The organism is Microbispora sp. H13382, assembly GCF_014161445.1.
GTDB lineage: Bacteria > Actinomycetota > Actinomycetes > Streptosporangiales > Streptosporangiaceae > Microbispora.
Genome location: NZ_JABBXA010000004.1, coordinates 153222 through 170662, shown reverse-complemented (window position 1 = coordinate 170662; position 17441 = coordinate 153222). Strand labels below are relative to the sequence as shown.

Sequence of the window (17441 nt, the reverse complement as noted above, 5' to 3'; positions counted from 1 at the left end):
AGATCACTGCCGGCCCCCTTCGTTGAGCGCGAGCGTGCGGGCGGCGAGCGACTCGATGGACACGCCGTCGAAGCCGGGCAGGCTGCTGGCCAGCCGGTCCCGGGTCGTCCACTGTGCGGGGACGCCGCCCGCGAGCGCCCCGGCGATCGATCCGGCCGTGGCGGCGGCCGAGTCGGTGTCCCAGCCTCCGGCCACGGCCGAGCCGACGGTCGCGGCGAAGTCCCCGGCGCCGTGCACGAGGGCCGCCGCCAGCAGAGCCGCGTTGTTGACCGTGTGCACCCAGTGGAGTTGTCCGTGCCGCGCGTACAGCCGGTCCGCGACCCGCTCGAAGTCCGGCTCCGCGGCGGCGTCGGCCACGGCCTGCCGTACGGCGACGGCCAGGCGCGAGCCGGGCGGCACCACCGACAGCCCGGCCTCGATCACCTCGTCCACGCTCCCGGCCACGAGCGCCTGCGCGCACATGGCGGCGGCGAACATCGCGCCGTAGATTCCGTTGGCCGTGTGGCTGAGCCGGGCGTCCCGCCACGCCCGGGACGCGGCCGTCGCCGGGTCGCCCGGACTGGCCCAGCCGTACACGTCGGCCCTGATCAGCGCGCCGATCCACTCGCGGAACGGGTTTCGATGCGTGGCGGTCGCGGGTGGTTCCAGCCCCAGGAGCAGGTTGCGGTAGGCCGCCCGCTCGGCGGTGAAGACCCGCCCTGCGGGCAGCGCGTCGAGCCAGGTCCGCGCCACGTCCTCGGTCGTGAAGCCCGGCCCGTGCCGTTCGAGCACGGTGAGCGCGAGCAGCGCGTAGTTGAGGTCGTCGTCCTCGGGCACGCCGTCGATGTTCTCGGCGAGGCTGGTGGCCGCGCTGCGGCGGTTCCACGGCCAGCGCTCGGCGATCTCCGGCGGCAGCCCCTTCGCCGTGAACCAGCCGCGGATCGGCCAGTTGCCGGTCGCCTCGGCGACAGCCCTGATCCCCTCCCGGGGGATCTTCTCCACCGGCTTGCCCAGCAGGCATCCGGCGGCCCTCCCCCACCAGGCGCCCAGGACCCGCCCGGGCTCGGGCCGGACGGCGGCGCGCCCGCCGGGCCAGTCCGGGCAGGACGCGACGATCTCCTCCAGAGAGGAGGGCTCGGGCAGCGGCGAACCGATCGTGGCCAGCTCGTCGAGCAGCTCCCCGGCGAGCACGCGCAGCCCTTCGGGGGCGGGCCCGGCCGAGGCGCCCGCCCGGGGCGGCGCGTCGTGTCCCCCGGCGGCGCGCCAGCGATCACCGGCGGCCGCCACCTCGGGGATCGCCCCCCGCCCGTCCTCGGCGGCCTGCCGCAGCTCGTGGCCGACCAGGTCCTCCGGCTGCACCCAGGTCAGCCGGATCACCGGGAGTCCTCGTCCCGGCGCGGCGCGAGCAGGGCGTCGAAGGCGGCCTCGTGCGCGCGGCGGCGCTCCCGGTCGGCCGCGTGTACCCGCCGCGCCACGGCCGCCAGCGCCAGCCCCGGCCCGACCAGGTCCGTACGGCTGGCCGCGGCCACCCGCTCCAGCCAGTCGGCCGGGACGGCGGCCCGTCCGCCGAGCGCCCCGGCGAGGGCCCCGCCCATCGAGGCGATCGAGTCGGCGTCGCGGCCGTAGTTGACGCCGCCGAGCACGGTCTCGCGGTAGTCGCCCCCGGCGATGACCAGGAAGGCGAGCGCGAGCGGCAGTTCCTCGATGCTGTGCAGCCGGCTCGGCCGGCGCGCCCCCAGTCCCTGGTCGCGGTAGGTGTCGGCCACCGTGTCGTAGGGCCGGACCGCCGCCCGCAACGCCTCGAACGAGCCTTCCCAGTGCCCGAGCCCCCGGGCGACCGAGCAGACCGCGTCGATGGCAGCCCGGGTGCCGTCGTGGGCCAGCCGCAGACAGGCGGCCACGACCGAGTCGGGGGTCGCGCCGGGCCGCATCGCCTCGGCGACGGCCGCCGCCAGCACCCCCGCCGCCTCCCGGCCGTAGCTCGACTGGTGCGCTCCGGCCAGGTCGACCGCCTCGGCGTACGCGCCGTCGGGGTCGCCGGCGTTGACGACGCCGACCGGGGCCATGTACATCGCGGCGCCGCAGTTGACGATGTTGCCGACGCCGGCCTCGCGGGGGTCGGCGTGGCCGTAGTGCAGCCGCAACACGAGCCACTTCTCGGCGAGGAACACCCGCTGGAGCGGCAGCGCCTCGGCCTCCAGCTCGGGGATCCACCGCCTCTCGCCGATCATTTCGGGCACCAGGTGCTCGGCCGCGGCGTAGGCGTCGAGGTGGCCGCCGACCCGCTCGTACACGCGGATGAGGGCGTGCGTCATCAACGTGTCGTCGGTGACGTGGCCGTCCCCCTTGTGGTACGGCGCGATCGGGCGGGCGTCGCGCCAGTCCTCGTTGAAGGGAGGGACGACACCGCGGACGCGGCCCCCGTAACGCTCCTGGATCTGCTCGGGCGTCCATCCCTCGGTGGCCCCGCCGAGCGCGTCGGCCACCGCGGCGCCCGCCACGCACCCCACGGCGCGATCGGCCAGCAGGTCCTCCTGCGGCGTCATTCAGTCCTCCCCCTTGTCCGTACGCGTGACGGGGCGGACCTCATGCGAGCCGCCCGGCGATGTCCAGCAGGTCGGCTCCGGCGAGCTCCGGCAGGCAGCACCCGGCCAACGTGCGTACCCGCTCGCGCCAGGCGGCGGGCAGCGCGTCGTACCCCACGGCGCAGCCGAGCAGCGCGCCCGTGAGCGCGGGCGCGGAGTCGGCGACCGGCGCGAGGCAGGCCGCCGCCGAGACGCCCGCGCCGAACGCCTCCGGCGTCCCTCCGGTGGCGGAGACGGCGGCGTCCGCGAGTGCCAGCGCGATCGGCACCGTCTGCGCGGCGGCGACGCCGTAGCTGTAGACGTGGTCGAGCACGGCGGCGTCCAGGGCCGGGACGGCGGCGAAGGGCGGGCCCGCCGCCCGCGCCGCCGCGAGCGCCTCGCGCGCCGCGTGCCCGATGGCCGTGCCGGCCGGCAGCGCGCCGAGCGCCTCCTCCACCGCCTCGGCCATCGCGGCGCCCTCCGTCAGCGCGGCGACGGCCCTGGCCGTCGCCACCGCCCCGAGCACGCCGTCCTCCGCGTTGGTGACGCGCGCGTCCTCCCCCGGGTCCAGGCCCGCCGCGCCGAAGGCGACGGCCCGCACGGCCGCCGCGTCGTCGAAGTGGTGGGGGTTGTCGTGCCCGCTGGCGGGCGGGCGCTTGCCGGCCGCCAGGTTGTCGAGCGCCGCCCACACCGAGACGCGCGCCCGGACGTCGCCGCGGCCCGCGAGGCGGCCGAACGCCTCCGCCCTGTCCTCCCGGATGGTCAGCGCCGTCCAGGCCAGCCACTCGGCGTCGTCGGACGGGCCGAGCGCCAGCGGCGCCACCGGCTGGTTCAGCGCGAACGGCACGGGCAGCGTGGTGACCTGGTGCTCCTCGGCGAACGCGTCGAGCTCCCGGCGCAGCCGCCTGCTCCAGCCGGCCAGCAGCGCCGACCGGTGCCGGGCGGCCGGCCACCCGGCCGCGTCCCCGGCGGCGAGGCCGGCGAAGGCCCCCCGCACCCGGTCGAGCCTCTCCCCCGATGCCATGTGGTCCTACATTCCTTTCACGAGCTCGTCGGCCACGTCGCGAATGTCCCGTCCGGCGACCACGGGCAGGCAGCGCCCGGCCACCGGGCCGATCCGCGCGGCCCAGCGCTCCGGCACCGCCGCCTCGCCGCGGCCCGCCCCCGCGAGGGCCCCGGCGACGGCGGCGGTGGTGTCGGCGTCCCTGCCGAGGTTGGCCGCGGTGACGACCGACGTCTCCACCTCCCCGCCGCCCGCCACGTAGGCGGCGATCGCGAGGGCGACCGCCTCGGGCGCCAGGTCCGTCCACGGGTAATGCGCCATCACGACGGCGTCGTGCAGAGCACGCCCAAAGGAATCGTGCAGAGCACGCCCAAAGGAATCGTGCAGAGCACGCCCAAAGGAATCGTGCAGGGCGCGTCCCGAGAGGGGACGGGGCGTGCGGGCGGCGACGTCGAGCGCGGCGCGGAGGCTGCGGGCGGTCCAGGAGTCCTCCGGCACCGCCCGCAGGGCCGCCCCGGCCACCTCACCGGGCGGGGCGCCGGTCATCGCCACCGCGACCGCCGCGGCCACCGCCCGGCCGCCGAGTATCCCCTCGCCGGTGTGGCTCACCCGCCCGTCGGCCTCCGCCAGCCGCGCCGCCTCGTCCGGGTCGCCCACCGCGAAGATCCCATACGGCGCCGCCCGCATGGCCAGGCCGTCGGACCAGCCGTGGGCGTGCCACCGGCCGGTCAGCGGCGGCTCCAGGCCGCGCCGCAGGGCCTCGACGGTGCCGAGTTCGGAGAACCCGGCGCCGCGCATCGGCCCGTCGAGCCGCGCCACGATCTCCTCGCGCCAGGCCCGCGCCACGTCCTCGGAGGTGAGCCCGTGACCGTGGTGCAGGAGCACGGTGGCGGCGAAGATCGTGTATTCGGTGTCGTCGGTGCCGCCGCCCTCGATCTCGGTGAGCACGCCCCACCGGGCGGCGATCTCCTCCGGCCCGAGGTTCTCCGCGGGTGCGCCCAGGGCGTCGCCGGCGGCGAGGCCGAGCAGGCAGCCCCGGGCGCGGTCGCGGACGGAGATCATCGGCTGTACCGTTCCAGCACCTTGTTCCCCTCCTCGACGAGCCGCGTGGCGAGCTCGTCCAGGCTGATCTTGTCGGCGAAGTACTCCTGCATCGCCGGCGTGGCCACCTTGCTCTTCCACTCGTCGTACCCGTTCACCTTGAGGAACGGCGCGACGACGAGGTCCTTCGCCGAGGCGGTGGCGACGTCCCAGCCGTTCTCCTCCGTCGTGAGCGCGGGGTCCTTCGCCGCGGTCGTGCTGGTGGGCAGCAGCCAGTCACCCTTGGCCAGTTTCGCCTGGTTCGGGCCGTTCAGGAAGTAGGCGATGAACTTCAGCGCCTCGTCGGAGTGCTCGCTGTCGGCCGCGACCGACAGCGTCTGGGACACCGCGCCCTGCTGCGAGGTGACGCCCTTCAGCGGCGGCAGCGTGACCCATTCGAACCCGCTCGGCGCCTGCTCGGCGACCTGCTGGCGCAGGTACACCCCGGCGGGGAGGATGGCGTACTTCCCGGCGAAGAAGCCCGGCAGCGGGTCGGCGGTGCCCATGCCGAGCGCGGACGGGTCGGCCGACTTGTCGGTGTAGAGCTGGTCGTGGATGCGCTGCAGCACCTCCCGCTCCTGCGCCCCGGCCTTCACCGTGGTCTTGCCGTTCTGCGTGTCGAAGAAGGTGCCGCCGAAGTTCAACGCCAGGTTCAGCACCTTGTTGACCGGCGACTTCATCGGCCAGGCCACGCCGTACGCGCCCTTCTTGGTGAGCTTCTTCGCCACGTCGGCGAACTCGTCCCACGTCCACGGCGCGTCCGGGGTGGGCAGGCGCACACCGGCGCCGTCGAGCAGCTTCTTGTTGGCGATGAGCACCTGCGACTCCTGCAGGAACGGCACGCCGTACACGCCCTGGCCGCTCTTGCCGTCGGAGAAGGTGACGGTGTCCCACGCCGCCTGCGGGATGTCGTTCTTCAGCCCGGCGGGGACCTTGCCCGTGAGGTCCAACAGGAAGCCCCGCGAGGCGAAGCTCGACAGCGCCGGGGAGTCGTCGTGGATGACGTCCGGCGGGTCGCCGGCCTCGAACGAGGTCACGAGCTGGTCGTTGACGTTGTCCCAGCTCCCCTGGACGTACTCGACCTGGATCTTCGGGTTGGCCGTGTTCCACTCGGCGACGATCTGCTTGTTGGCCTCGATCGACTCCTTCTGCCAGGCCAGGCTGAGGAAGCGCAGCCGCACCGGCTGCCCGTTCCCCCCGGACGCGGCGTCGCCGCCGTCGCCGCCGCTTCCGCATCCGGCGGCGAGCGCGACCGCCGCCACGGCCAGCGCGGCACCCAATCTCCTCATGCCGCCTCCTCGCCTTCGGCTCGCAGCGACACTCGTCGATCGCGGTGTTTCCCCATTCGCTCGCTACGCTCGCTCATTGAGACCTCCAATCAATGGTCGCCATGCGGGTCAGCCCTTGACGGCGCCGGCCATCAGGCCGGACCGCAGGCGCCGCTGGATGATCGCGAAGAAGACGAGGCTCGGCACGGTCGCGAGCAGCGACGCCGCCGCCAGCGGGCCGAGCCGGGCGACCCCCTCCGGGCCGACGAAGCGCACCAGCGTCAGCGGAAGGGTCTCCACCTCGGGATCCTTGAGGATCACGAGGGCGAACAGGAACTCGTTCCAGGACGAGATGAAGCCGAACAGCAGCGTCGCGACCACGCCGGGCGCGAGCAGCGGGGCGACGACGGCGGCCAGCGCGCGCAGCCGCCCCGCGCCGTCCACGGCCGCCGCCTCCTCCAGCTCGCGCGGCACCGCCCGCACGTACCCGCGCAGCATCCACAGCGCGAACGGCATGACGAACGTGACGTGCACGACCGTGAGCCCGGCGAGCGTGTTCACCAGCTCCAGCCGCCGCAGCACCATGAACAGCGGAATGATGACCAGGACCACCGGGAAGACCTGACTGACCAGCACCCACCCGATCGCGATCCGGCCGGCCGCGCTTCGGTGGCGGGCCAGCGCGTACGCCGCGGGCAGCGCGAGCGTCACCGTGATCAGGGCGGTGGCGACCGCGACGACGAGGCTGCGCAGGGCGGCGCCGAGCAGGTCCTGCTCCCCGAAGGCGTCGGCGAAGTTCGCCAGGGTCGGCCGGCGCGGGATCCACGTGGGATCGAGGGCGGCCATCTCCTGCGGCGTCTTCAGGGCGGTGGACAGCAGCCACAGCAGCGGGAACGCCAGGAACACGACGTATCCCAGCAACGCGAGATGTTTCAGCGCACGGGTCATGTCAGTCCGCCTCCCGCGCCTGCCGCCATAAGTAGAGGCCCAGCACGGCCAGCACGACGATCGTGATCGCCACGCCGAGCGTCGCGGCGTAGCCGAAGAAGCCGTACCGGAACGCCTCCTCGTACGCGAAGAGCATGGGCAGCCTCGTCCGCCCGCCGGGCCCGCCCTGGGTGAGCACGTAGACCAGGCTGAACTGGTTGATGTTCCACACGAAGTCGAGGGAGGTGATGGCCACGATCACCGGCCGCAACTGCGGCAGCGTGACGTTCCAGAAGCGCCGCCAGGCGCCCGCGCCGTCCACGCTGACCGCCTCGTACAGCTCTTTGGGCACGTTCTGCAGGCCGGCGAGCAGCACGACCGTGGTCTGCGGCATGCCGGTCCACACCCCGACCACGATCACGGCGGGCAGCGCCAGGGAGAAGTCGTGCAGCCAGTCGACGCGCGTGCCGAACAGGCCGTTGAGCAGGCCCGCGTCCGGGTGGTACACCAGCCGCCACATCAGGCCGATCACCACCGGCGGCATGGCCCACGGCACGACCGCCAGCACCCGGGCGACGCCGCGCAGGCGAAGGTCCTGGTTCAGCAGCAGCGCGAGCCCCAGCGAGGCGAGGAACTGCAGCACGGTCACCGACAGGCCCCAGACCAGGCCGATGCGGAACGACTCCCAGAAGTCGCCGTCCGACAGCAGCTCCGCGAAGTTCTCCAGGCCCACGAACGAGGTCTCGGTGTTGCGGCCGGACCGCGCGTCGGTGAAGGCCAGCAGGATGCCGTAGAGCAGCGGGCCCACGCTGAACACCAGCACCGGCACGAGCGCGGGCAGCATCAGCGCCAGCGCGCCCCGGGAGCGCCGGCCGCCCTGTGACCCACCCTGGGACCCGCCCTGAGGCCCGCCCCGCGACCCGCCGTACGGCCGCTCGGCGAGCGCGGTCACCGACCGTCCCCAGCGGTGCCGGGAAGACCGGGAACAGCGGTCGAGCCGCGGACGGTGAGGCTCGGCCGCACGACCGTCACCCGCGGCTCGCGGGGGCCGTTCTGCAGCCGGTCGAGCAGCAGCGTGGCCGCCGCCCTGCCGCGCTCGGCCGAGCCGAGCGAGACGCTGGTCAGCGTCGGCCACGTCACCGAGGCGAGATCGGTGTCGTCCATGCCGACCACCGCCACGTCTCCGGGGACGTCCCGGCCGTGCTCGCGCAGCACGTCGAGGGCGCCGAGCGCGATGAGGTCGTTGGCGCACATCAGCGCGTCCAGGCCGGGCACGCGCGACAGCAGCGCCCGCGCGGCGCGGGCGCCGCTGTCGCGGTAGAAGTCGCCCACCTCCACCAGGTCCTCGTCGTACGGCAGGCCCAGTGCCTCCAGGGCCTCCCGGTAGGCGGCGGCGCGGGCGGCGCCGGGAACGGTGTCGAGCGGGCCGTTGAGGAAGCCGATGCGCCGCCTGCCGATCGCGTACAGGTGGTCGAGCGCGAGCCGGACGCCGGTCCTCGAGTCGGTCCGCACGTTGTCGACCGGCGCGCCCTCCGGCATGCCTACCGGTAACGCGCCGATGACGACGACGGGGGCGCGCGCGGCGACGATGGCCCTCACGTGCTCCTCGGTCACGCCGCGCAGCGGGCTGATGATGAGGCCGTCCACGTAGCGCTCGCGCAGCCCGCGCAGCACGCCGAGCTCGTCCTCGGCGTCACCGTCGGTGGAGTGGATGAGGAGCCGGTAGCCGGCCTCCTTGAGCATCGGCTGGATCTCGCGCACCATCGCCACGTAGACCGGGTTGCCGATGTCGGCCATCGCGAAGGCGACCTGGTCGGTGCGGCGGTTGCGGAGCGAGCGGGCGACCGAGTTGGGCACGTAGCCGAGCTCGTCGGCCGCGCGCATGACGCGCCGCACGGTGTCCTCACGCGTCGGAAGCCCGTTGAGCACCCGAGACACCGAGGCGATCGACACACCGGCGCGTTGCGCGATCGTGGTGATCGTGGGACCCTCGGTCACCGGCCACCTCACTTGGAAGAGAGTGTCCTGTAATCGTTTACCAATCAGTAACGTGTGCGATCGGTAAACGTTTACGGCTGGATGAGTCCATATCAAACCCGCCCCCGTGGAGAGCGTCAAGTAACGAAGATGTAAACCGCCTAGATCACCAAGACGCAACAAGCCGCGCGTTGGTTCTGCTCTTCGGCCAGATTCGCCCTAGAATCCGCCGATGTGAACGAAGGTCACGAGGACCCCCCGAAGCTCCCCATCAGGGAGCGCTCTCCTCGGCCCGGGACAGGCCGCCACCGCCGGCCACTCCCCGCCGACCTGCCGCCCGACGCGCCCGCCCTGGTCCTCGCGGTGCCGGGCAGGGCCGGAGAACCGGCGGGCCCGAACGGGGACGTGGCCATGGAGGTCGCCTCCATCGTCAGGATCGACAACCCCCAGATCGACCTTCGCATCGTCTCGCTGGCGGACGGCGGCGCCGATCTCACCAAGGAGTTCGCCTCCATCTCCGCGCAGCGGCCCGCCGACGGACCGGCCGCGGTCGTCGTCCCGCTCGTCACCGGGCCCCATCCCCGCGTGCTGCGCGCCGTACGGGACGCCGTGACGCAGAGCGAGGCCGCGGTGAAGATCACCGATCCGCTCGGCCCGCACCCGCTGCTGGCCGAGGCCCTGCACGTGCGCCTGGCCGAGGCGGGCCTGGCCCGCGCCGACCGGATGCGCCTGTTCAACGTCTCCTCCCCCGTCGACGGGATCATCGTCGCGACCGCCGGGGGCGACGAGGCCGCCCGCGGGGCCGACGCCACGGCCGTCCTGCTGGCCGCCCGCCTGACGCTCCCGGTCGTCCCCGCCGCGCTGGACGGCCAGCCGAGTGTGCGCGACGCCGCCGAGCGCCTGCGCAACATCGGCGCCAACCGGCTGGCCATGGTGCCGTACGTCATCGGGCCCGAGGCCGACCGTGACCGGATCACGACGGCCGCCGAGTCGATCGGCGCCGGGTGCGCCGAACCCCTCGGCGCACACGAGTCGGTGGCCCGCATGGTGTGCGTCCGGTACGGCGCCGCCTTCGGCGAGATCGAGGGCTTCGACGACCTGTCCGACTGAAGGTCGTGTCCGGCGAATCGAGCCCTGCTGCGCGTGGCCCAGCGGCGCCTCGCCGCGTTACCCGGGCGCTCCCGGTAGACGGGGCCTGCCACCCGATCACCCGGCGGGGCGCGCCACCGGCTGCCTGAGCATCGTCTTGGGCCGAGGATCGGTGCACACGCGCCCGCTCACGTGCCGCCTCGACCACCCCGCCTCGGGAACGTCGGGCAGCGGCACCAGCAGATGCCATCGCCACTGATCGCGCGGCACCTCCAGCGGCGGCCTGAACATGCCCTCCACCCACCAACGACCCTCCAGCGGCCCTGCGGGGCCGCCCATGACGGAGGCCACAGCGTGAAGGGCGCCGATGGCCGAGGCATGCTCGGCATCGCCGGGCTCGCCCATGCCGGTGACATTGAGGCAGGTGACGGGGCCATAGTGGACCAATCGCGGTGTCATAGCTCCTCCAGAGCAGTCATCAGACGGGTGATCAGCACCGCCACGCGCCGCAGTTCCTCGTTCATGCCCCCAGCATGGGGCCTCCCAGTGTGGGAGGGTCCAGCCGTGTGTCCTTGATCAGCAGGGACGAAGCGGCCGGCACGCCGACCAGAAAACTATCGGTACGGTGGCGAAAGTATCGAGCCCTCCCGCTCGGAGCGTCCCCGAGGTCCGCACCAACGGGGAAACCTCAGGGCCACGTAACTTTCATCGCCTCCGCCGACGCCCGCCCCACCGCCGAGCACACGTGACCAGGAGCGATCCACCAAGACGACCCTCTGGGCAGGGAACCGGCTTTACGCGAGTCGTTGACAGCCCGGCCGGATGGTCTGACACTTTCGCCGTCTGTCCGATAATTTCGCCCACACGAAGGGCCTCGACCACTGTCGATCCGGGTCACGAACCGCGACATGGTCCTCAGGTCGGCGACCGCGTGACGACCGGCCGACCTCCGCCGCGGTGCGCGACGCCGGCGCGGTGGCCGTCACCCCGGCAGCACGTAGGCCGGCCGCCCTCGGCCCGTTGAGGAGGAAGTACGTACATGAATCACATTCCCGTCCGGATGAGAAGCCGCGGGCGCGGCGGTGTGCGGCTGTTGATCGGCCGTGTCTGCGCCGTGGCGCTGGCCGCGGCCGTGGCGCTGCTGCCCGGCGTCGCCCACGCCGCCGTCACCACGAACCAGACCGGCACCAACAACGGATACTTCTTCTCGTTCTGGACCGACAGCCAGGGCACGGTCTCCATGGAGCTGGGCTCCGGCGGCAACTACAGCACGTCCTGGCGCAACACCAACAACTTCGTCGCCGGCAAGGGCTGGAAGCCGGGCACGCGCAGGACCGTGACCTACTCCGGCAGCTTCAACCCCTCCGGCAACGCCTACCTCGCGTTGTACGGCTGGACGCGGAGCCCGCTCGTGGAGTACTACATCGTCGACAACTGGGGCACCTGGCGGCCGACGGGCACGTACAAGGGCACCGTCACCTCCGACGGCGGCACCTATGACGTCTACCAGACCACCCGCTACAACGCGCCCTCGATCGACGGCAACCAGACCTTCAACCAGTACTGGAGCGTCCGGCAGCAGAAGAGGACCGGCGGCACCATCACCATCGGCAACCACTTCGACGCGTGGGCCCGCTACGGCATGCCCCTGGGCAACCACGATTACCAGATCCTCGCCACCGAGGGCTATCAGAGCAGCGGCAGCTCCAACATCACCATCGGCGGCACGACCGATCCCTCGCCCTCGCCCTCTCCCGCGGTCTCGCCTTCCCCCCGCCCCTCGCCCACGGTCTCGCCCTCCTCGCCGGGAGGCACCGGCGCGTGCCGCGTGTCCTACACGAAGAACGAGTGGAACAACGGATTCACCGCCGAGGTGACCGTCACCAACACCGGCAGCGGCACGATCAACGGCTGGACGCTGGCCTGGTCCTTCTCCGGCGGCCAGCAGGTCACCAACGCCTGGAACGCCACGGTGAGCCAGAGCGGCTCGTCGGTGACCGCGCGCAACGTGTCCTACAACGGCTCACTGGCTCCCGGCGCGACCGCCTCGTTCGGCTTCCAGGGCACCCACTCCGGCAACAACCCCAACCCCTCCGCCTTCAGCCTCAACGGCTCGGCCTGCACCAGCGGCTGACCGGCACGACCGTGCGGCACGGCGCGGTCGCCGCGCGAGCGGGGAGCGGGCGCCTTCGGGCCCCGCTCCCTCGCCGCAGGGGCAGTGCGGCGGCAGCCGCGAGATCAGGGCAGCGGGCGGCGGCCGGGGAAGCCGAGGTCACTGCGGTGATACCAGCCCAGGTCGGCCTCCCCCTCCAGCCAGCACAGCCGTACGGACACGCCGCCCAGCACGGCGGGGAAGTCGACGAGCAGCGGGGCGACGCCCTTGATCTCGATCTCCTCGGCGTCGAACCAGCTCAGGATCTCGTCCATCCGCGCCTCCAGGCCCTTGGCCTCCGGCAGGCCGCCGAGGGGTGAGGCGCCCGCGTGCCGCAGGTCGTGGGTGAGCTCGGCCAGGTCGGCGCGTACGGCGACGAACTCCCGGGCGTGCTGGAGCACCACCGGCATCAGCGATTCGGCCTCGTCGACCGTGAAGATCCTCGCCACCCTCCGGACGCTATCGCATCGGCCCCCGCGAGGCTCACAGGCGGCGGCGCAGCAGGCGGAACTCGTCGCCCTCCGGATCGGCGGGCACGTGCCGGTCCTCCTCGCCGGTCCGGCCCATGCGGCTTCACCCCCGGACCGTCTCCTCGTGCAGCGGGCAGTGACCGGCCTCCGGATGGGCCAGCAGCCATTCGATGCGGCCGCGGCTCTCGTCGTCCGTCGGCGTGTAGACCACGATGCGGGTCTCCGGCGGCGCCGCCAGCGCCATGCTGGTGGACGTCAGCCTGATCAGCCCCACCGAGGAGTGCTGGAACAGCTTCATCCGCGCCCCCGGCCTGGCCACGTCGTGCGTCGCCCACATCCGCGCGAAGTCGGAGCTGGCCGCCGACAGCCGGGTGACGAAGTTCGTCCACGCCGGCTCCCCCACGTGCCTGCCGAAGGCCGCTCGCAGGGTGGCGACCATCTGGAGAAGCTCCTCCTCCTTGTTCACCAGCGGGCAGCAGCAGCCCGGCATCGTGAACACCCGCCACAGGACGTTGCGCTCGAGCCGGGGCCGGCCGACCACGGACGCGAAGATCGTGCCGTACGCGGCGTTCCAGGCGAGCAGGTCGTACCGGCCGTTGTAGACGCAGGCGGGCAGCGGGTCGAGCCGGCGCAGGATCGTGTGCACCTCGGCGTCGAGGCCGTCCCCGGCGTCGCCGGGGACGGCGACCTCCGGCAGGTCGGCCAGCCGGTAGAGGTGCTCCCGCTCGGCCGCGTCCAGCCGCAGCGTGCGGGCGATCGCGTCCAGCACCTGCACCGACGCGTTGATGGGGCGGCCCTGCTCCAGCCAGGTGTACCAGGTCACGCCCACGCCGGCGAGCTGGGCGACCTCCTCCCGCCGCAGCCCCGGCGTACGGCGGCGCAACCCGGGCGGCAGCCCGACGTCCTCGGGCCGGATCCGCTCGCGCCTGCTGCGCAGGAAGGCCGCGAGCTCCTCACGCCTGGTGTGCCTGCTGCGGGTCCCCGTCGTCACCTCTCCATCCTGGCGAGTGTGCGGACGCGTTGCCAGGTGGTGTCGCTACCAGGATCCGCAGGCTCTCGGCACCGGTATCGCGGCGGCCGCATCGTTGCCGCCATGACCACTGTCGCCACCCGCGCGCCGGCCGCGCGGCGCACCTCGCCGGCCCTGCTGCTCACCGTCATCCTGGCGGGGCAGTTCATGGCCGTCCTCGACGCCACCATCGTCAACGTCGCCGCGCCCACAATGCGCGCCGGCCTCGGGGCCACCGGCTCCGGGCTGCAACTCGTCGTCTCCGGCTACACCGTGGCGTACGCGATCCTGCTGATCACCGGGGCACGCCTCGGGGGGCTGCTCGGTTACCGGCGGCTGTTCCTCGCCGGGCTCGTGGTGTTCACGGCCGCGTCGCTGATGTGCGGGCTCGCCCCCTCGATCGGCGTGCTGATCGCCTTCCGGCTGGTGCAGGGCGCGGGAGCCGCCCTGATGGTGCCCCAGGTGCTCAGCCTGATCCAGGTCACCTTCGACGGCGCCGCCCGGGGACGCGCGCTCGGCGTCTACGCCACGGTCATCTCGGCCGGCGCGGTCGTCGGCCAGGTGCTCGGCGGACTGCTGGTGACCGCCGACCTGTTCGGCACGGCCTGGCGGCCGGTCTTCCTGGTCAACGTGCCGATCGGGCTCGCGCTGCTGGCCGCCGGCGCCCGTACGCTGCCCGCCGTCCACGTGCGGCGCGAGCAGCGGCTCGACGTGCCCGGCCTGGTCACGTTGTCGCTCGCCGTCTGCCTGCTGGTCGTGCCGCTCGTGCTCGGCCACGAGGAGAACTGGCCGCTGTGGGGGTGGATCTCCATGGGACTGGCGGTGCTCGCGTTCTGCGCGTTCCTGCTCGTGGAGCGGCGGGCGGCGCATCCGCTCGTCCCCGGCCGCCTGCTGCGCGCCCCCGGGGTGGCCGCCGCCGCGTCGGGTGTCTTCCTCGTGATGGCGGCATACGGCGGCTGGCTGTTCGCCATGGCCCTCCACCTGCAGGGCGGCCTCGGCGACAGCGCCCTGCGGGCGGGCTGCCTGTTCATCCCCGCGGCCGCCGCCTTCGGGCTGACCAGCCTGAACTGGAAGCGGCTGCCGGCCCGCCTGCACCGGCCGATGATCGTCACGTCCGCCGTCGTCACCGCCGCGGGCGAGCTGGCCCTGGCGGCGGCGCTGGCCGGCGGCGGCCACGGCGAGCCGCTGCTGGAGATCGCTTTCGTGGCCATCGGGGCCGGCATGGCGGGCACGTTCAGCCCGCTGATGGCGGTGGCGCTGGCCCGGGTCGCGCCCGCCGACGCGGCCGACGCCAGCGGCCTGCTGGCGATGATGCTGCAGCTCGGCCAGGTGGTCGGCGTGGCCGTCTTCGGCACGCTGTTCCTCAGCCTGGCCCCGTCCGCGCACGCCGCCGCGGTGACGTCGCTGTCGCTGGCCGCGGTCTCGCTGGCCGCCGGCGGGTGCGCGGTACCTCTCCTGCGCACCCGCCGGGACGGCCGATGAGTCCTACGTGAGCGCTCAGATGAGGCCGAGGGCGAGCATGGCGTCCGCCACCCGCCGGAAGCCGTCGATGTTGGCGCCGGCCACGTAGTCGCCCGGCATGCCGTACGCGTCGGCGGTCTCCAGGCAGCGGGCGTGGATGTCGCTCATGATCTCCTGGAGCCGCCGCTCGGAGAAGTCGAACGTCCACGAGTCGCGGCTGGCGTTCTGCTGCATCTCCAGGGCGCTGGTGGCCACGCCGCCCGCGTTGGCGGCCTTGCCGGGACCGAAGGCCACCCCGGCCTCCCGGAACACCCGGATGCCCTCGGGCATGGTGGGCATGTTGGCGCCCTCGCCGACCGCGACGCACCCGCTCCGCACCAGCGCCTCGGCGTCCTTGCCGGTGATCTCGTTCTGCGTCGCCGACGGCAGCGCCACCTCGCAGGGCACCTCCCACACGCTGCGCCCGGCCACGTACGCCGCCCCGCTGCCGCGGCGCTCGGCGTACGCGCTGAGGCGGCGTCGCTCGACCTCCTTGATCTGCTTGAGGAGGTCGAGGTCGAGGCCCTTCTCGTCCACCACGTAGCCGGAGGAGTCGGAGCAGGCCACGACGACGCCGCCCAGCTCGTTCACCTTCTCGATGGCGTAGATGGCGACGTTGCCCGAGCCCGAGACGACCGTCCGCTTGCCGTCGAACGACGTGCCCCGCGCCTTGAGCATCTCCTCCACGAAGAACGCGCAGCCGTAGCCGGTGGCCTCGGTGCGGACCTGGGCGCCGCCGTAGGTCAGCCCCTTGCCGGTGATCACTCCGGACTCGTACCGGTTGGTGATGCGCTTGTACTGGCCGAACAGGTAGCCGATCTCCCGGCCACCGACGCCGATGTCCCCCGCGGGCACGTCGGTGTACTCGCCGATGTGCCGGTACAGCTCGGTCATGAAGCTCTGGCAGAAGCGCATGATCTCCCGGTCGGAGCGGCCCTTCGGATCGAAGTCCGCGCCGCCCTTGCCCGCGCCTATCGGCAGGCCGGTCAGGCTGTTCTTGAAGATCTGCTCCACGGCCAGGAACTTGATTATGCCGAGGTAGACCGAGGGGTGGAAGCGCAGCCCGCCCTTGTACGGCCCGAGCGCGCTGTTGAACTCGACCCGGAAACCACGGTTGATGTGCACCTCGCCCTGATCGTCCTCCCAGGGCACCCGGAAGATGATCTGACGTTCCGGCTCGAAGATCCGCTCGATGATCTTCTGCTCCGCGTACTCGGGGTGCTTGCCGAGGACGGGGCCGATGCTCTCCAGCACCTCGCGTACGGCCTGGTGGAACTCCGTCTCGCCCGCATTGCGGCGCAGGACGTTGTCGTAGACCGCCTCGAGCCTCTCGTGCAGCATCAACTCTCCTTGCTGTCTGTTTTCTCCCTATCTCACAGTAGAGGCATCCGCGTTGTGAGCAACGCAGTCTCAAGATCCGGGACGCACGAGGGCCCGCCAGACGTCGATGACGAGCACGGGGCGCATGCCGACCGACTGGTACAGGCCGAGCGCCGGAGTCGTGTTGTTGCCGTCGACGTGCAGGATCGTGCCCACCCGCCCGCGCCGCTCGTCGGCCTCGAAGGCCCGCGTGAGCAGCAGCCGGCCGAGGCCGCGCCCGCGGAAGGCGGGCCGCACCGCGAGCGTGCGGACGTAGCCGCAGTTCTCGTCGGGCACGAAGTGGTTCGTGCCGAGCAGCATGGCCGCGGGCTCACCGTGGACGCGGGCCAGCAGCAGCTGCGTCCAGTCGTTCGCGCTGGACGCCTCCATCTCCTCGGCCCACTCCTCGAACGTCTTCGGCACGAATCCGAAGTGCTCGGCGAAACCCTCCTGCTGGACGGCGTGCGCCGCGCGCAGCACCTCCTCGCCGCCGGGCGAGCCCGCTTCGACCGTGACCCCGGGCAGGAAGACGGGCCGTACACCGGCGTGGTCGGTCCGCATGCGGTGGAAGCTGGTCGCGGGCGCGAAGCCACGCTCCTTGGCGGCCTCGCGCATGACGGTGTCCTGCTCGTAGACGCTGACGTCCATCACCGCGTGGTCGTGCCCGGCCTCGCGGGCGAGGCCGCCGGCGCGGCCGAGCGCCAGGTCCCACAGCAGCGCGGCCGCGCCGGGCTCCCGCGCCTGCACGTCGATGTCCACGTTGTCGCTGTCGCCCTTGCGCCTGGCGTAGCCCCAGCCGAGGAGCCGCCCGCCCGAGTGGACCACCCAGCTGTCGTGCTCCAGGTCCAGCTCGCCGAGGGTGTCGGCGACGTCGTCGAGCGTCCAGTCGGGCTTGCCGGTCACTTCGATGTCGTGCTCGGTGACCAGCTCGTGAATCGCCGCCGTGTCGGCGGGCGCCGGCCGCCGGATGTCGTAGTCGTTCATGTCACTGGTTGTACGCAGCGCGACTTGTGGGCGGCTTGCCGAGGAGTTGGCGGCGTCTCCGCGTCTGCTCCACGTGACGC

The 17441-nt window shown here is 72.9% G+C and carries 16 protein-coding genes; 3 read left to right on the top strand and 13 right to left on the bottom strand.

Annotated elements, in window-relative coordinates:
- Window positions 1-3: 3 nt before the first annotated feature.
- The 8 genes from HHX41_RS39650 to HHX41_RS10510 all read right to left on the bottom strand — a co-directional run bounded on the left by HHX41_RS39650 (window position 4) and on the right by HHX41_RS10510 (window position 8819).
- Entirely contained in the window at window positions 4-1356 is a 1353-nt protein-coding gene (locus HHX41_RS39650; RefSeq protein ID WP_310741917.1) for an ADP-ribosylglycohydrolase family protein, read from the bottom strand.
- Window positions 1353-2525: an ADP-ribosylglycohydrolase family protein gene (locus HHX41_RS39645; protein WP_220503927.1), complete on the bottom strand. Its 1173-nt coding sequence runs from the start codon at window positions 2523-2525 to the stop codon at window positions 1353-1355. Before HHX41_RS39645 ends, HHX41_RS39650 begins: the two co-directional genes overlap by 4 nt.
- Window positions 2526-2565: 40 nt before the next feature.
- Window positions 2566-3567, bottom strand: coding sequence for an ADP-ribosylglycohydrolase family protein (locus tag HHX41_RS10535; protein ID WP_182905796.1), 1002 nt, complete (start codon window positions 3565-3567; stop codon window positions 2566-2568).
- 6 nt (window positions 3568-3573) lie between these two features.
- A complete protein-coding gene (locus tag HHX41_RS10530; RefSeq protein WP_182905795.1) occupies window positions 3574-4608 on the bottom strand; it encodes an ADP-ribosylglycohydrolase family protein in 1035 nt (344 codons plus the stop codon).
- Entirely contained in the window at window positions 4605-5915 is a 1311-nt protein-coding gene (locus HHX41_RS10525) for a sugar ABC transporter substrate-binding protein (protein WP_182905794.1), read from the bottom strand. Before HHX41_RS10525 ends, HHX41_RS10530 begins: the two co-directional genes overlap by 4 nt.
- A gap of 108 nt (window positions 5916-6023) precedes the next feature.
- On the bottom strand, window positions 6024-6842 hold the full coding sequence (locus HHX41_RS10520; RefSeq protein ID WP_182905793.1) for a carbohydrate ABC transporter permease: 819 nt from the start codon (window positions 6840-6842) through the stop codon (window positions 6024-6026).
- A gap of 1 nt (window position 6843) precedes the next feature.
- On the bottom strand, window positions 6844-7773 hold the full coding sequence (locus HHX41_RS10515) for a sugar ABC transporter permease (protein WP_310741916.1): 930 nt from the start codon (window positions 7771-7773) through the stop codon (window positions 6844-6846).
- Window positions 7770-8819, bottom strand: a complete 1050-nt coding sequence (locus HHX41_RS10510; RefSeq protein ID WP_182905792.1) for a LacI family DNA-binding transcriptional regulator — start codon at window positions 8817-8819, stop codon at window positions 7770-7772. The genes HHX41_RS10515 and HHX41_RS10510 overlap by 4 nt, the downstream gene beginning before the upstream one ends.
- A gap of 213 nt (window positions 8820-9032) precedes the next feature.
- Between HHX41_RS10510 and HHX41_RS10505 the strand changes: the two genes are divergently transcribed.
- A complete protein-coding gene (locus HHX41_RS10505; RefSeq protein WP_169980631.1) occupies window positions 9033-9908 on the top strand; it encodes a sirohydrochlorin chelatase in 876 nt (291 codons plus the stop codon).
- Between the two features lie 96 nt (window positions 9909-10004).
- Here HHX41_RS10505 and HHX41_RS10500 read toward each other — a convergent pair whose 3' ends face one another.
- Window positions 10005-10346: a hypothetical protein gene (locus HHX41_RS10500; RefSeq protein ID WP_182905791.1), complete on the bottom strand. Its 342-nt coding sequence runs from the start codon at window positions 10344-10346 to the stop codon at window positions 10005-10007.
- A 580-nt stretch (window positions 10347-10926) separates the two neighbouring features.
- Here HHX41_RS10500 and HHX41_RS40425 point away from each other — a divergent pair.
- On the top strand, window positions 10927-12021 hold the full coding sequence (locus HHX41_RS40425) for a glycoside hydrolase family 11 protein (protein ID WP_182905790.1): 1095 nt from the start codon (window positions 10927-10929) through the stop codon (window positions 12019-12021).
- Window positions 12022-12125: 104 nt separating this feature from the next.
- On the opposite strand, the gene HHX41_RS10490 is transcribed toward HHX41_RS40425, so the two are convergent.
- Together HHX41_RS10490 and HHX41_RS10485 are read right to left on the bottom strand one after the other, a co-directional pair.
- Window positions 12126-12488, bottom strand: coding sequence for a DUF2203 domain-containing protein (locus tag HHX41_RS10490; protein ID WP_182905789.1), 363 nt, complete (start codon window positions 12486-12488; stop codon window positions 12126-12128).
- Between the two features lie 124 nt (window positions 12489-12612).
- Window positions 12613-13500 (bottom strand): helix-turn-helix domain-containing protein, encoded by an 888-nt coding sequence (locus HHX41_RS10485; RefSeq protein WP_182905788.1) that lies wholly within the window; start codon window positions 13498-13500, stop codon window positions 12613-12615.
- Window positions 13501-13602: 102 nt separating this feature from the next.
- Between HHX41_RS10485 and HHX41_RS10480 the strand changes: the two genes are divergently transcribed.
- On the top strand, window positions 13603-15000 hold the full coding sequence (locus HHX41_RS10480; RefSeq protein WP_182905787.1) for an MFS transporter: 1398 nt from the start codon (window positions 13603-13605) through the stop codon (window positions 14998-15000).
- Window positions 15001-15015: 15 nt separating this feature from the next.
- Here the strand turns inward: HHX41_RS10480 and gdhA are convergent, their stop codons facing one another.
- Window positions 15016-16359, bottom strand: a complete 1344-nt coding sequence (gdhA, locus tag HHX41_RS10475; RefSeq protein ID WP_169980619.1) for an NADP-specific glutamate dehydrogenase — start codon at window positions 16357-16359, stop codon at window positions 15016-15018.
- 69 nt (window positions 16360-16428) lie between these two features.
- The gene (locus HHX41_RS10470; RefSeq protein ID WP_182905786.1) at window positions 16429-17361 is read right to left on the bottom strand and encodes a GNAT family N-acetyltransferase; all 933 of its coding nucleotides are present in this window, start codon (window positions 17359-17361) and stop codon (window positions 16429-16431) included.
- Window positions 17362-17441: the final 80 nt, after the last annotated feature.

What these genes read in the sequence shown, in the direction of transcription:
- HHX41_RS39645 (WP_220503927.1), bottom strand. Translation starts at nt 2,525, where the DNA reads ATGACGCCGCAGGAGGACCTGCTGGCCGATCGCGCCGTGGGGTGCGTG.
- HHX41_RS10535 (WP_182905796.1), bottom strand. Translation starts at nt 3,567, where the DNA reads ATGGCATCGGGGGAGAGGCTCGACCGGGTGCGGGGGGCCTTCGCCGGC.
- HHX41_RS10530 (WP_182905795.1), bottom strand. Translation starts at nt 4,608, where the DNA reads ATGATCTCCGTCCGCGACCGCGCCCGGGGCTGCCTGCTCGGCCTCGCC.
- HHX41_RS10525 (WP_182905794.1), bottom strand. Translation starts at nt 5,915, where the DNA reads ATGAGGAGATTGGGTGCCGCGCTGGCCGTGGCGGCGGTCGCGCTCGCC.
- HHX41_RS10520 (WP_182905793.1), bottom strand. Translation starts at nt 6,842, where the DNA reads ATGACCCGTGCGCTGAAACATCTCGCGTTGCTGGGATACGTCGTGTTC.
- HHX41_RS10500 (WP_182905791.1), bottom strand. Translation starts at nt 10,346, where the DNA reads ATGACACCGCGATTGGTCCACTATGGCCCCGTCACCTGCCTCAATGTC.
- HHX41_RS40425 (WP_182905790.1), top strand. Translation starts at nt 10,927, where the DNA reads ATGAATCACATTCCCGTCCGGATGAGAAGCCGCGGGCGCGGCGGTGTG.
- HHX41_RS10480 (WP_182905787.1), top strand. Translation starts at nt 13,603, where the DNA reads ATGACCACTGTCGCCACCCGCGCGCCGGCCGCGCGGCGCACCTCGCCG.
- gdhA (WP_169980619.1), bottom strand. Translation starts at nt 16,359, where the DNA reads ATGCTGCACGAGAGGCTCGAGGCGGTCTACGACAACGTCCTGCGCCGC.
- HHX41_RS10470 (WP_182905786.1), bottom strand. Translation starts at nt 17,361, where the DNA reads ATGAACGACTACGACATCCGGCGGCCGGCGCCCGCCGACACGGCGGCG.